This window comes from Moraxella sp. CTOTU47724 (assembly GCF_032014955.1).
Classification (GTDB): Bacteria; Pseudomonadota; Gammaproteobacteria; order Pseudomonadales; family Moraxellaceae; genus Faucicola; species Faucicola tetraodonis.
This window is the reverse complement of record NZ_DALZSV010000036.1, coordinates 9423-23849: the sequence shown is the minus strand read 5'-3', so window position 1 is coordinate 23849 and position 14427 is coordinate 9423. Positions and strand designations below refer to the sequence as shown.

Here is a 14427-nt window from a genome sequence, read left to right as displayed (position 1 = left end):
AGGTCAAGAAGTCCTTAAAGAACTCGCCCCAGGTCAAGCCTTTGTCAAAATCGTCTATGACGAACTGACCGAGATGATGGGCAGTGCGAACCAATCACTTGAAATGACAGGCAAGCCACCTGTTGTCTATCTACTAGCGGGTTTGCAAGGGGCGGGTAAAACCACCACAGCCGGTAAACTTGCCAAATATCTGCAAGAGCGCCATAAGAAAAAAGTCATGCTAGTCTCTGCGGACGTCTATCGCCCCGCAGCAATCAAGCAGCTTGAGCAAGTCGCTGAGCAAGTCAAAGCCAATTTTGTGCCATCAAGTGCTGACCAAAACCCGATTGATATCGCCAAACGCGCCATCGAACAAGCCAAAGTACAGTTTCAAGATATTTTGATTATCGATACCGCAGGTCGTCTGCACATCGACGAAGCCATGATGGACGAAATCAAAGCCTTAACCGCAGCCGTCACTCCGTCAGAAACCTTGTTTGTGGTTGACTCAATGACCGGTCAAGATGCGGCAAATACTGCAAAAGCCTTTAATGATGCGCTACCTTTGACCGGCGTGATTTTGACCAAGACTGACGGCGATGCGCGCGGTGGTGCGGCATTGTCGGTACGTGCCATCACTGGCAAACCGATCAAATTCTTGGGTCGTGGTGAAAAACTTGATGCGCTTGAGCCCTTCCACCCTGAACGTGTGGCACAGCGTATCTTGGGCATGGGTGACGTGCTGTCACTGGTCGAAGAAGTCGAGCAAAAAATTGACCGCGAAAAAGCGGAAAAAATGGCAAAAAAAATCCAAAAAGGCGGCGAGTTTGACCTTGAGGATTTGCTAACCCAATTCCAGCAAATGAAAAATTTGGGTGGCATGGCGGGCTTTTTGGATAAAATGCCAGGCATGAGCGGTGCAGATGTCCAAAAAGCGGTATCAGATGCCAAACCAGAAGAAAAGGTCAAAGAAATGGAAGCACTCATTCATTCCATGACCCCATTTGAACGTAAAAACCCCGATAAAATCAACCCAAGCCGTAAACGCCGTATCGCGGCAGGCGCGGGTAAAGACGTACAGCACGTCAATCAGCTGTTAAAGCAGCACAAGCAAATGGCAAAAATGATGAAGATGCTATCTGACCCATCGGGCATCAGCAAAATGATGAAAGCAGTGCAAGGGTTGACCAAAGGCATGGGCGGTGGCGGTGGTCCATTATTTGGACAAAACAACCAAGCAGGCGCAAATACCACGACAGTTAATGGTCAAGCCAATCCAGTTGCGCCAAAATTCAAAACCCGTTTTTAAAATTTTAATCGCAGGATTGTACTTTCAAAGCCCGTATGCATTACGGGCTTTTTTATTCAACTAAGGAATAATGAAAGTATTAAATATTCCAAGACAGTATAATTAAAAATCCTTACTATATTTTCAATCATTAAGCCATTGGATGTTTAGCTTGGCACTTTGAAAACTTATGAGGAAAACATGACAAACGCGACCCAAAATCACCCATTAATTACCCGTACGCAATCTAAAGGTAAAATCTTTGCATTAGCCGGCATCTCAGTGATGGCAGTGGCAAGCTTAACTGCCTGCCAAAAAGCTCCGCCCAAAAACGAGAGTGCAGCCAGCGCTTCAGCCACTAACGGCAATGGTGTATCTTTGCTAAACGTATCTTACGATGTGTCCCGCGAGTTGTATAAAGAATACAACCCAATTTTTACGGGGCAGCAAAAACAAGCCGTCACTATTCAGCAGTCGCATGGCGGCTCAAGCAAACAAGCCTTGAGCGTGGCGAATGGGCTTAAAGCGGATGTAGTGACCATGAACCAAACCTCAGATGTAGAACTGCTGGTGAAAAAAGGCTTGGTGGATAAAAACTGGCAACAAGCGTTTCCCAATAACGCGGTACCTTATACCAGCACCATGGTACTACTAGTTCGTAACAACAACCCCAAGCAAATCAAAGACTGGGATGACTTGGCAAAACCCGGTGTCAGTATCGTAATTGCCAATCCAAAAACCAGTGGTACAGCAAGATATGGTTTCTTGGGTGCGTATGGATATGGCTTGCACCACTTCAATAATGACGAAGCCAAGACCAAAGCGCTGGTGAAGCAAATTTTGAGCAATGTGGCAGTGTATGACAGTGGCGCAAGGGCAGCGACAACAAGCTTTTTACAACGAGAAATTGGCGATGTGCTGATTACCACAGAGAATGAAGCACAAATCACCAAAAAAGAATTTGCCGATAAAAACTTACAGATTGTTTATCCCAGTTATTCGGTCAAGATTAGTAATCCTGTCGCTGTGGTGAATGCCGTTACCGAGCAAAAAGGTACCACTGAATTGGCCAAAGCCTATTTAAAAGGTTTGTGGGATACGCCTGCCCAAGAGATTATGGCCAAGAATTATTTGCGCCCTGTGGATGCGGCGACTTTGGCAAAATACCAAAGCCAGTTTCCTGCAATTGCCACGTTTGAGCCAAATCAAGTTTTTGGTAGCTGGGATGAGATTATGAGCAAGTTTTTTAAAGATGGCGCAATTTTTGACCAATTGGCGGTAAAAAAATAGCCGTTGCCCTAGCGATTGGCTAGGGTGGTTAAGTCATACTTTAAGGCATCAAAACACACATCGGCAGCAAAGCCCCGATATTGCAGAAATCGCAGTTGACGGGCTTTTTCTTTAGGCTCTGTCGGGATGGCATCACCGTATTTTCGTACCCGTGCAGCCACCGCTTGGGCAAGCCAATCCACTTCATAGGCCTCATCTGGGTTGTCATCCACCGTGTCTGATTCGATATCATTGAGTAATAAATCCTCAAAAAAATCATTGTGCGTCTCAATCCATGCATTAATCGCACTGACCGAACGGACGGTGGTTAATCCATGTTTTTTTAACGTTTGAAAAATCCGCTGGGTACCATATTGCTTGCCGATACCTTCTTTGATCAATGCAGATGTCATACGCTCATCACTTTGATAGCCTTCTGCTTCAAATTCGCTCAAAAGCGCTTCGATAGCCGCCGCATCACATCCTTTTGCCAATAGTTTGTCCCGCAGCTCTTTTTTAGACTGCTCACGCCGCCCAAGATAATAAAACGCGAGCCAACGCATGTAGCTCTCGGCTTTAAGTTTGTCATGGTAAGCTTGGCGTTGTTCATCAGTCATTAACTGATTTTCGATAGTTTCTAACAAGGATTTAGGATCTGGCATAGCGGTTTTAAGGGTGATTAAAAAAAAGGTTAAACATCGGCTGGCGAACAAGTTGAGCAGTATAAAAACAAAAACCCCAGTAAAAACTAGGGTTTTGGTTAGCTAAGCAATTATTGCATACCTTCGATAAACTCAGGGGGTTCAACGTCATGCGCTTCTTCTGGAACAGGTTCGACATTACCAAGCTTAGCAGCGCGCACTTTGGCTTCAATCTCTTGGGCGATTTGGGGATTTTCTTCCAAGAATCTAATGGCGTTGGCTTTACCTTGACCAATTTTACTGTCATTGTAGCTGTACCAAGCGCCCGATTTTTTGACCGCATCAATATCGACACCCAAGTCAACCACTTCACCTAGATGATTGGTACCTGTCCCATACATGATGTCAAATTCTGCTTGGCGAAACGGCGGCGCCAGTTTATTTTTGATTACCTTAACGCGGGTCTCAGAACCGATGATGTTTTCACCGTCTTTAACCGCACCAATACGACGAATATCCAAGCGCACCGACGCATAGAATTTAAGGGCGTTACCACCGGTTGTGGTTTCTGGCGAGCCAAACATGACACCGATTTTCATACGAATTTGGTTAATGAATACCACCATACAGTTAGAGCGTTTGGCGTTACCGGTGATTTTTCGTAACGCTTGGCTCATCAAGCGCGCTTGCAGACCCATATGGCTGTCGCCCATCTCGCCTTCAATTTCCGCGCGTGGGGTAAGGGCAGCGACCGAGTCAACAACAATCATATCCACCGCACCTGAGCGCACTAGCATATCGGTGATTTCAAGCGCTTGTTCACCGTTGTCAGGCTGCGTGACAAGTAAAGCGTCGACATCAACGCCCAATTTTTTGGCATAAATAGGGTCTAGCGCATGTTCAGCATCGATAAAAGCACAGGTACCGCCCTGCTTTTGACATTGGGCGATTGCTTGCAAGGTTAAAGTGGTTTTACCCGAACTTTCAGGACCATAAATTTCTACGATACGACCCTTTGGCAAACCGCCAATGCCCAGTGCAATATCCAAACCCAATGAGCCTGTGGAGACTACATCCACGTTGATTTTTGCTGACTCATCACCCAGGCGCATGATGGTATTTTTACCGAATTGTTTTTCAATTTGTGATAAAGCGGCAGTTAAAGCTTTGGCTTTATTGTCGTCCATAAGGACTCCTTGTCATAAAAAAGGTTAATAAAAACGGGAAAAATTTAAAGGTAGTGATAAGTTAAAAAAGAAGTGAATTGATAAAGCTATAATAACAAAATATACGAAAAATTATAGGGCTAAATCACTGATATACGACATATATTGTCGCTTATTATTGTTAATAATTAATTAAAAATGACATGAGAAAATCTCTATATAAATGGGTGTTTTTTGGGTGTTTTCAAGCTATAAGTTGCAACAAAAATCCCCACTAACGAAGTGAGGATATGCAATGCGCGTCGCCAATATTGAGCCTTAGTGTGCCGCATCTTCTGGTGAGTCATTGGGTGGGGTTTGGGTGTTGCTAGGTATGGCAGAGCTGGGTATGGCAGAGCTAGGTATGGCAGTGCTCGGATTTGAGTCCGCTGTTGCCGCCAAATAGCTTTGCGGATGATGGTGAGTGATTTTTGCTTCTTCATGCGCCAGTGAGCGTGCCGCTTGACGTAGCTCAAATTTTTGCACTTTACCTGTCGAGGTTTTTGGGATTTGCGCAAAAATAATATGTTTGGGCACTTGGAAACCTGCCAAATATTTACGGCAATGTGCAATGATATCTTCCCGATCTAGCGTTGAGCCTTCGCGGATTTCGATAAAGGCTACCGGTACTTCACCCCATTTGTCATGGGGAGCAGCAACCACCCCACAGCTTTCCACTTCTGGCATACGATACAGCACGTTTTCCACTTCGATACTTGAGATATTCTCACCGCCCGAGATGATGATGTCTTTGAGCCGATCCATAATTTTAATGTAACCATCCGGGTATTTGACGCCCAAGTCACCGGTCTTAAACCAGCCACCGTTAAAGGCTTCTGCAGTGGCTTTGCGGTTTTTTAGATAGCCTTTCATCACCATATTGCCACGGATAGCCAGCTCACCAATTTCGCTACCATCAGCTGCAACCGGGGTAGTAGTGCCTTGTTTGAATACATCAAACCCCGCTAGCAAATGTGAGTTCATGCCTTGGCGGGATTTTTTTTGCGCGCGTTCACTGACAGTCAAATCATCCCATTCTGGGCGCTCGACACACAGGGTGACGGGACCATATACTTCTGTCAAACCGTAGACATGCGTGATTTTAAAGCCCATTTCTTCCATTTTGGCGAGCAAAGACTCAGGCGGTGGCGCGCCTGCGACATTACAACGTACTTCATGTTTGATGGCTTTTTTCAGCGCTTCATTACCATTGGCAATCATGTTATGCACGATAGGCGCTGCGCTATAATGGGTAACTGTTTCATCGGCGATCAAACGTAAAATCAAATCAGCATCAATTTTGCGCAAGCACACATTGGTACCTGCACGCTCACCAATGCTCCAAGGAAAGCTCCAGCCATTACAGTGAAACAGGGGGAGCGTCCATAAATACACAGGGTGCTTTGGCATATCCCAATCTAAAATATTAGAGACGGCATTTAAGGTGGCACCACGATGGTGATACACCACGCCTTTTGGGATACCTGTGGTACCTGATGTGTAGTTGAGCGCGATGGCATCCCATTCATCAGTTGGTTTTTCCCAGTTGTCTAAGTCGGTTCCTGAGGCGATCAATTCCTCATACGTCATATTGCCAAATTGTTCAGTGGGCGTGACGGCAGGGTCGGTGGCATGAATGATAATTAAATTAGGAAATGACTCTTGAACCAGCGCAATATGCTGTTCAAACTCAGTATCGACAATCAATACTTTCGCTTCACTGTGCTGTAGGCAAAATACCAAGGCATTGATATCCAAACGGGTATTTAAGGTACATAGCACACCACCAGACATCGGTACGCCAAACGCGACTTCAACCATAGCTGGGGTATTGGGCAATAGCACTGCAACGGTATCGTCTTTATCGATGCCCAGTTTTTTTAGGGCATCCGACATTTTGCGGCAGCGATTATAGGTTTCGCCCCAACTTTGACGCAGGTCATTGTGCTCATAATCTTTATACACAATCGCCGTTTGATCGGGATAGATGCTAGCAGTACGCTCAATAAAATCAATGGGAGTAAGCGGGGTATAGTTGGCAGGATTTTTTTCCAGCCCTGTATGGAAGTTTGGCATAACGACATCCCTGTAGTTAATAAATAAACGCCTTTATCATAACAAGGATTTTGACCAAATCCTATATATCAGTGTGCTTTTTGATAAAATATAAAAAAATGACCAAAATAGATAAGCCTTGACTGTGTTTTACAAGCTAGCACAACACAGTCAGGGTTTAGTCTTCGACAAATACGCAGCCAAGTGTAAACACACCGATATTTGCTATAGAGACACTGGCGGCAGGAAGAACTTCGGTTTTAGCATAACCGCGTAACGATAAATAGTTGAGTAATGACTTGGTATGAGGGTTTAAATTGCCGCTAAGCACATACATTGTACCTTTTTTGCCATTGGCGGCGGTGATGATAGCATCGGCGAGTCGCTCAATACATTTTTCAAAACTACGCACCTTTTCAAAGGCGACTATTTGACCTGAGTATTCGACTTTTACAATCGGTTTAATACCGAATAAATTGGCAAAAAAGCCGACTGGGGCTGAAATACGCTTGGTACGAATCATGCCTTTAAGGTTATCAACTGCCAAATAGATATGGATTTTATCGCGCAGGCGGTTGATTTCGGTGATGATTTGAGGGATTTCTGTGCCTTTTTTGAGTAAGCGTGAGGCTTCTTGTACAAGAATCGCTTCGCCATGTGAAATCGTGCGTGAATCATAAATATAAATTTTCATGCGATGGCTAAACATCGAGCTGATATTGAGCAAGTTTTTGTAGGTCTGGCTTAAAGAAGAGGACAAACAGATGAATAAAACTTCTTGCACGTCTTCTTTGATGAGTTGATAAAAGAATTCAATGAGCTGATTTTCAGTGGGGGCAGAGGTACTGATGTCGATATTGGGGGTATCGAGTAGAATACGCGATAGACTGTCTAAGCTTAGGTTTTGTCCATCTAGATAATTGGCACCGCCCATATGGATATTCATTGGCAACATTTTGACATTTTCTGGAATGCCAAGGTCGTCAAGACAAGACGTAGACGTGCTCACAATCATTTTTTTCACAGTAATTTCCCTTCGGTTGTACTTTTATCCTAGCTTGATATTAGCATTATCACAAAAATAAGCATGACTTTTTTGTAGACTCATGCGGACAAAATTTACCTTATGCTTTCAAACATGACTATTTATAATAGGTTGACCTATTTTTGGTTTGATGTATGCTTAAGGTATATTGATATAGCTACATTGCGTGACCACATTGACGAATTCCCACATTAACGAATTGATTATAATAACGAGCTCTTTGACAAAGTGACAAGATTAATTCCTTAATGTGACCAAATAGTGAAAGGAAATTACTGCCAAGGATTATTTATGTCAAATAACAGCCGGATATCTACTCATAACACCCATTATCCGCATATTTTTGAGCCCCTAGATTTAGGATTTACCACGTTAAAAAATCGTATTGTGATGGGCTCGATGCACACAGGGCTTGAAGATCGGTTTTTTAACTATCCAAAGCTAGCCGCTTATTTTGCCGAGCGCGCCAAAGGGGGTGTTGCCATGATGATTACGGGCGGTATCTCGCCCAATCATGAAGGTTGGTTAGTGCCGGCAGGCGGGACGCTCAATCACAAAGGCGATGTGATAAACCATCGTAAAGTCACCAAAGCTGTGCACCAATATGACTGCAAAATCATCTTGCAAATTCTGCATAGCGGTCGCTATGGTTATCATCCATTGGCGGTATCAGCCAGTGCCATCAAGTCGCCTATTTCACCTTTCAAACCTCGTCAAATGAGTGAAAAAAATATTTTGGCGACTATCAAAGACTATGCCAAAACTGCCAAACTTGCACAAATGGCGGGCTATGATGGTGTCGAAATCATGGGTTCAGAAGGCTATTTACTCAATCAGTTTTTAAGCAATCACGTCAATCAGCGCACCGACCAATGGGGTGGCAGTCTAGAAAACCGTATGCGTTTTGCGCTCGAAGTCATCAAAGCGGTACGCGAGGCGGTGGGAGAAGCGTTTATCATCACCTTCCGTTTATCGATGATTGACTTGGTGCCCGATGGCAACACCATGGATGAAGTCATTACTATCGCCAAAGCCATCGAAAAAGCCGGGGTGACCATAATAAATACCGGGATTGGCTGGCATGAAGCACGTATCCCGACCATCGTCACGTCGGTACCACGCGCAGCGTTTGCCGATGTGATTGCTGAAGTCAAACGCCACGTGACTATTCCTGTGATTGCTGCCAACCGTGTCAATATGCCAGAGACTGCCGAGCAGCTGCTAGCAGAGAACCAAGCTGACTTGGTACAAATGGCGCGTCCGTTCTTGGCAGACCCAGACTGGGTGGCAAAAGCCAGTTTAGGACAAACTGACTTAATTAATACCTGTATTGGCTGTAACCAAGCGTGTCTAGATCATACATTTGACAATAAACGCTCAACTTGTCTGGTCAACCCCCAAGCCTGTTATGAAACCGAACTGGTCTATAAACCTGCCAAAAAAGCCAAAAAAATTGCCGTCGTGGGCGCAGGCATGGCAGGGCTATCAGCGGCGACGGTCGCCGCCAAACGCGGTCATCAGGTCACTTTGTTTGAAGCACAGGATAAAATCGGCGGACAGTTTAACTATGCCAAAGTGATTCCAGGTAAAGAAGAGTTCTTTGAAACCATCCGCTATTTTACCAATTTGGTGGACAGTTTAGACATTGAGCTCAAACTCAATCATAAAGTAAGCAAAGAGGAACTAGAGTCAGGTCAGTTTGATGATGTGATTATTGCGACAGGCGTTGTTCCACGGGCGCTTGACTTTGAAGGGGTGGAGTTACCGCAAGTAATGAGCTATGCCGAATTGCTATCGGGTCAAAAAGTCGCAGGTAAGCGAGTCGCGGTAATCGGTGCAGGCGGAATTGGTTTCGATGTTAGCGAATATTTGACCTCCACCCATGTGAAACCGTTTGAAAAAGATGCGCAAGGCAAGGTGATTTATCAACCCCATCCGCAAAGCGTAGCCTCATGGAAACGTGAGTGGGGTGTGGACACCAACCCACACTATGACAGCGAAGGTGGACTGGTAAAACCAGAGCCCATTACCCCGACCCGTGAAGTGTATTTGATGCAGCGTAAAAAAGGTCGCTTGGGGGCAGGTCTCAATAAAACCTCAGGCTGGGTGCACCGTGCTCATATCAATAAGCATGGCGTCAAACAGGTGAGCGGCATTGGCTATGAGAAAATTACCAATGAAGGCATTTGGATTACTAACCCAGACGGTCATAGCCAATTATTGCGCGTTGATAGTATCGTTATCTGCGCGGGGCAAGAATCGGTCAATGACTTGATGCCTGCGGTGGGTGATGACTTGACAGCCCAATATCACTTGATTGGTGGGGCAAAATTGGCAGGCGAATTGGACGCTAAACGTGCCATTCGCGAAGGCGCGGAAGTCGCTGCCATGTTGTAGCAGCTTTTACTATCTCATAAAAAAGGCGATGAATGAATGTCATCGCCTTTTTTATGTTGGCCGCTTATTATTGAATGGCATCAGACGCCAAGAAAAAATTGCGGGCTTGCTGAGAGTCAATCAGCTTGTCTACCGCACCTTGCAAATCATGCGTAGTATGGGGCTGCTCAATCATCTCGCGAATGGTGTCATACAGCCGTGAAAACAACGAGAAATTACTCTGTATCAAATAACTCATAATTAACTCGCTCACCCCCGTCACCTCCAAATCAAGCGACGTCTTAAAGCGCAGCTCGCCGTCCATCACATCCATTTCCAAATTACCAATCATCAAATCATAATTTAGATAAGCCAGCATGGCGAGCATCTCAGGACGATTGGCTTCAGCAATCGCCGTAGGATAAATACTGTACACCGCAATCAATTGCTGCTCACTAAAAAAACGAATCATACAACCCCAATGCCGCTCTTTATCTGACACTTGCATCGTATAATGATGAATGCTTTGCTCATCTTGTTCGCTGGCAGGGTGATACATAAATTGATAACCCATACTGGCTAAGATATGCTCTATGTCATCGGGGGTAATCGGTTGTAGCTCGAATTCGTCATCTGCATTTAGCGCGTCACTGGCTAAAATCGGTTCATCTTGTGAATGGCTATCCTCATCAAACGCTGGATTGATTCGATTTTTAGTAAAAGGCTGATAGCCAGTAGCTTCGGTATGCTCGCCTGACTCAGCACAATGACTAGGGTCAGTTGTTTTATCGGCTACAGGGAGCGGCGCTGATTTTTCAGCAGTAAAGAACAGTTTTAGGCGTTGCCATAAACGCTTCGGATTTTTGGACATTGATTTCACTTACCCAACAAAAAATAGCTAAAAATAGAAAGAAAAACGAAAAGCAGAACAGTTAAAAAATAAAAAAAGTTAACAAACAGGTTGGTAAAACTTTGACGCTATCACCAAGCTTTATATGGATACTTTATATTGATAATAGCAAAGACCTGTCGCAAGTTAGTATATAATAAGCGTTCTACACAACTTTAGCCAATTATCTATACAATGGGTATAGGGCTGTGATTTATCAATTTAATCTGTTATCTATTTAATGACTTGCAAATTTTAACCAATGCTATGCCAAATCCAACACCCACTGCTATACCTACCTTAACGACCAGTTCGCTGCTAAACTGTCACAATGTCACTATACAACGTGGCGAATTTCCGCTGTGTGAAGCGGTGAATTTGGTGCTAAACCGTGGCGATATTTGTCATTTGGTGGGTGAAAATGGCACTGGCAAAACTACATTTTTGATGCAGCTTGCAGGGTTGATTCCTGTTTTAACCGGTGATATTAGCTGGCAGGGCAAGGCAGGGCTACCTGTGCAGCCATTTTATGTGGCGCACCAATTGGGTATTCATTTGCAACTCACCGTTGAGCAAAATTTGCGATTTTTGTTAGCCTTGTATGGTATCAAACCAAGCGCAGAGGCGCTTGAGCAAGCACTCGATTGGGTTGGGTTAGCAGGTTATGAGAAAATCAACTGCTATCAACTCTCGGCAGGGCAGACGCGCCGCGTGGGTTTGGCACGCTTGCTGTTTGCGCTGGAGTATGTAGCGCAATTTCCTTGCTGGCTACTTGATGAGCCGCTGACCGCGCTTGATGTCAATATGATTGCCAAAATTGAACACTTGATGCAGACATTCGTTCAGCGCGGCGGGGCAGTGCTCATGACCAGCCACCAAACTGTCGCCGTCGCCAACAAGCAATTAGATTTAACTTTGTATATGGTTTAGGGGCAACTGCAATGATTGATTTTTCTGCCCTGTGGCAACGCGAATGGCAAATCAAACAGCAAAACAAAGTGCAGTGGTTATATCCACTGGTGTTGTTTTTAATTATCATCACCTTATTTCCACTGGCGATGGGCACCGAGCCAAAATTACTGCAGCAACTGGGCGTGCCTGCGGTATGGATTGCAGCGTTATTGTCGCTGATTATGGGTATGGAAAACTTATTTCGCCCAGCCCTCGATAACGGTACACTGGCGCAATTGGTTGTCGCTCGTGCCTCGATTCCCACTTGGGTACTAGTACGGCTCATCGTGCATTGGCTAACCAGTGCGGGTATGGTGTGTCTGCTCGCATTTTTGGCGATGCCGCTTTTTGGTTTGACGAGCCAAGCAGCCATTGCCCTGAGTGCTTCTATTTTGGTGGGCAGTCCGATTTTGTTGTGCTTATCAGCGATTGCCAGTAGCTTGACATTATCGCTAAAAAACGGCGCGGTGTTGGTGCCATTGATTTCGTTACCGATGCAGCTCCCTGTGCTGATTTTTGCTACGGGGGCAGTGGGGCAATTTGCCATGGGGCTTAACGGTTATCCGATTTTAGCACTATTACTGGCGGGCAGTATTTTGGCAGTCATCGTCACGCCTTTTGTGATTGCATTTTCATTAAAACTGGCTTGGTTAAGCTGATGATTTTTAGATGAAAAAATCCCCAAATACCAGTAAAATAAGCGAACAAATATCTTATTGTTGATGGCTTACATTCATTTTAGAAAAAAAAGCAAGGCGCATTCCATGGCAGAAATTACCCCAAACGTTGGCAAAAATGGCTTTTTTTCTCGCCTTTGGCAAGGATTTCTTAAAACTGTTGGCACCAAAGAGTTTTATCGTATTTTTGCCCCTTGGGTGAGATATTTAGCTGTCATTGCTGCGCTGCTATTAGCGGTGGGTGCCGTTTGGGGATTAGCGTTTGCGCCACCCGACTATTTGCAAGGCAATAGCTATCGCATTATCTTTATCCATGTCCCCACTGCCAGTCTAGCCATGTCAATTTATTTGGGCATGGCAATTCTGGGGGTGATTTTTTTGGTCTGGAAAATTAAAACCGCCAATTTGGTTGCCCAAGCGATTGCGCCGATTGGCTTCATGCTTTGTGTGTTAAGTTTACTTACAGGCTCTATTTGGGCAAAGCCTACTTGGGGCACATACTGGGTATGGGATGCGCGTCTCACTTCTATGCTGATTTTGGCGTTTTTATACGCAGGCGTGATGGCGCTATTTGCTGCATTTGAATATACCGCTAGTCGTGGTAAAGCGGCGGCGATTTTATCGATTGTAGGTGCGGTTAATTTGCCGATTATCAAATATTCTGTCAACTGGTGGAACACCCTACACCAAGGCTCGACATTTACCGTAACTGAGCGTCCAAAAATGCCGCCTGATATGTATATTCCGCTGTTGCTGATGATGTTAGGCAGTTATTTTTTGGTGGCTGCGCTGACAATCTATCGTACCAACACCTTGATTTTGCAACGCGAAAGTAGCAAACAGTGGGTGATTGATGAGTGCAAACGACTATATCGTTAAAGTGTTATCGTTAGAGCCTGCTTATTGACATAAAGTATCGCCATTTAACTAGCGATAGCTTTAATCCTATGCCATCAATCTATTCTCTAAACCTACATTCAAACCTGAGGTGACCAATGAGCCCGTATTTTCGTAATTTTGCCGAGTTTATCGCCATGGGTGGGCATGGTAGTTATGTGTGGTCAACTTGGCTACTGACTTTACTAGGCATTATCGCGCTCGTCTTTTTTAGTCGTAGTCAGCGTAAAGCGACCTACCGAGATATCACTACCCAGCAGGCGCGCCAGCAACAGCGTCATCAGCGTACGGCTAAGAGTAGCGGATAATAGTATTTATCGCCCTAATCAGTGTTATAATAGACAAGTAGACCCATAGGGTGTGGTTCATCAAAAGTGAGATGAAAAAAAGCGATGAATAAAGTACGACAAAAAAAATTAATGTGGGTAATGGCAACCTTATTTGGCGCAATCATTGCCGTCGTCCTTGTAATTTATGCGGTAGGACAACAAACCGACTATTATTTTGACCCCACAGCCATTAGTCAAGGCAAAGCACCTGAAGATACCCGTATCCGAGCAGGGGGCATGGTCGTGCGTGGTAGTGTCGAGCGAGATAGCACAGACCCACTCAATGTCAAATTTAAAATCACCGATTTTAAATCCACCGTACCGGTATCTTATAAAGGCATCTTACCAGATTTATTTGCCGAAGGTTCGGGCGTGGTAGCTACGGGTTCGCTTGAAGGCAATACTTTTGTAGCAAGCGAAGTATTAGCAAAGCATGATGAGAATTATATGCCGCCTGAAGTGGCAAAATCACTAAAAACGCAGCATCAAGCCAATGGCACTGATGTCAACCAAGCGCAGTTTATGCCAGCTACCCCTGTTAAACAATAAATTCACTTAGCTAAAAAGCCACTTAGGTAAAAAATTAATTAGCTAAAAAATCAGCGGGCTAAGAAAGCCATGTAGCTAAAAAAGTGGGCATTGACCCACTTTTTTAATATCTAAATAATGTTAAAAATTTTATGCCATACAAAATCTTTAACCATAAAATTTTTAAGCATAAAAAAAGGAAACCGCTCGGGTTTCCTTTTTGTTCAGTTTAAAAAACTGATTATTTTGCAGCAGATGCAGAAGCGTCAGCAACAGTTGCAGCAGCAGAAGCGGCAGC

At 44.6% G+C, this 14427-nt stretch carries 12 protein-coding genes and 1 pseudogene; 8 read left to right on the top strand and 5 right to left on the bottom strand.

Going from position 1 to position 14427, the window contains the following annotated elements; translation table 11 throughout:
* Together ffh and RTR63_RS08190 are read left to right on the top strand one after the other, a co-directional pair.
* On the top strand, positions 1 to 1288 hold a 1288-nt coding region (ffh, locus tag RTR63_RS08195), incomplete at its 5' end, for a signal recognition particle protein (protein WP_312523653.1).
* A gap of 180 nt (positions 1289 to 1468) precedes the next feature.
* Positions 1469 to 2557 (top strand): sulfate ABC transporter substrate-binding protein, encoded by a 1089-nt coding sequence (locus tag RTR63_RS08190; protein ID WP_219332180.1) that lies wholly within the window; start codon positions 1469 to 1471, stop codon positions 2555 to 2557.
* 8 nt (positions 2558 to 2565) lie between these two features.
* Here RTR63_RS08190 and RTR63_RS08185 read toward each other — a convergent pair whose 3' ends face one another.
* The 4 genes and pseudogenes from RTR63_RS08185 to RTR63_RS08170 form a co-directional block, all read right to left on the bottom strand.
* Positions 2566 to 3198: a regulatory protein RecX gene (locus RTR63_RS08185; RefSeq protein ID WP_203172371.1), complete on the bottom strand. Its 633-nt coding sequence runs from the start codon at positions 3196 to 3198 to the stop codon at positions 2566 to 2568.
* 110 nt (positions 3199 to 3308) lie between these two features.
* The gene (gene recA, locus RTR63_RS08180; protein WP_138018465.1) at positions 3309 to 4364 is read right to left on the bottom strand and encodes a recombinase RecA; all 1056 of its coding nucleotides are present in this window, start codon (positions 4362 to 4364) and stop codon (positions 3309 to 3311) included.
* 462 nt (positions 4365 to 4826) lie between these two features.
* Positions 4827 to 6458: pseudogene (locus RTR63_RS08175) on the bottom strand (AMP-binding protein); the annotation flags it as partial.
* A gap of 157 nt (positions 6459 to 6615) precedes the next feature.
* Positions 6616 to 7452 (bottom strand): DegV family protein, encoded by an 837-nt coding sequence (locus RTR63_RS08170; RefSeq protein ID WP_239743757.1) that lies wholly within the window; start codon positions 7450 to 7452, stop codon positions 6616 to 6618.
* 321 nt (positions 7453 to 7773) lie between these two features.
* Here RTR63_RS08170 and RTR63_RS08165 point away from each other — a divergent pair, with 321 nt between their 5' ends.
* Positions 7774 to 9879, top strand: coding sequence for a 2,4-dienoyl-CoA reductase FMN-binding domain-containing protein (locus RTR63_RS08165; protein ID WP_312523652.1), 2106 nt, complete (start codon positions 7774 to 7776; stop codon positions 9877 to 9879).
* Between the two features lie 67 nt (positions 9880 to 9946).
* Here RTR63_RS08165 and RTR63_RS08160 read toward each other — a convergent pair whose 3' ends face one another.
* On the bottom strand, positions 9947 to 10729 hold the full coding sequence (locus RTR63_RS08160) for a YbjN domain-containing protein (protein WP_219332185.1): 783 nt from the start codon (positions 10727 to 10729) through the stop codon (positions 9947 to 9949).
* 285 nt (positions 10730 to 11014) lie between these two features.
* On the opposite strand from RTR63_RS08160, the gene ccmA reads away from it, so the two are divergent.
* From ccmA to ccmE, 5 genes are all read left to right on the top strand, one after another.
* Entirely contained in the window at positions 11015 to 11677 is a 663-nt protein-coding gene (gene ccmA / locus RTR63_RS08155; RefSeq protein ID WP_095356617.1) for a heme ABC exporter ATP-binding protein CcmA, read from the top strand.
* A gap of 11 nt (positions 11678 to 11688) precedes the next feature.
* Entirely contained in the window at positions 11689 to 12357 is a 669-nt protein-coding gene (locus RTR63_RS08150) for a heme exporter protein CcmB (protein ID WP_007117161.1), read from the top strand.
* 105 nt (positions 12358 to 12462) lie between these two features.
* Positions 12463 to 13254, top strand: a complete 792-nt coding sequence (locus RTR63_RS08145) for a heme ABC transporter permease (RefSeq protein ID WP_312385360.1) — start codon at positions 12463 to 12465, stop codon at positions 13252 to 13254.
* A gap of 116 nt (positions 13255 to 13370) precedes the next feature.
* A complete protein-coding gene (gene ccmD, locus RTR63_RS08140) occupies positions 13371 to 13580 on the top strand; it encodes a heme exporter protein CcmD (protein ID WP_203172364.1) in 210 nt (69 codons plus the stop codon).
* A gap of 84 nt (positions 13581 to 13664) precedes the next feature.
* Positions 13665 to 14150: a cytochrome c maturation protein CcmE gene (gene ccmE / locus RTR63_RS08135; RefSeq protein WP_040404183.1), complete on the top strand. Its 486-nt coding sequence runs from the start codon at positions 13665 to 13667 to the stop codon at positions 14148 to 14150.
* Positions 14151 to 14427: the final 277 nt, after the last annotated feature.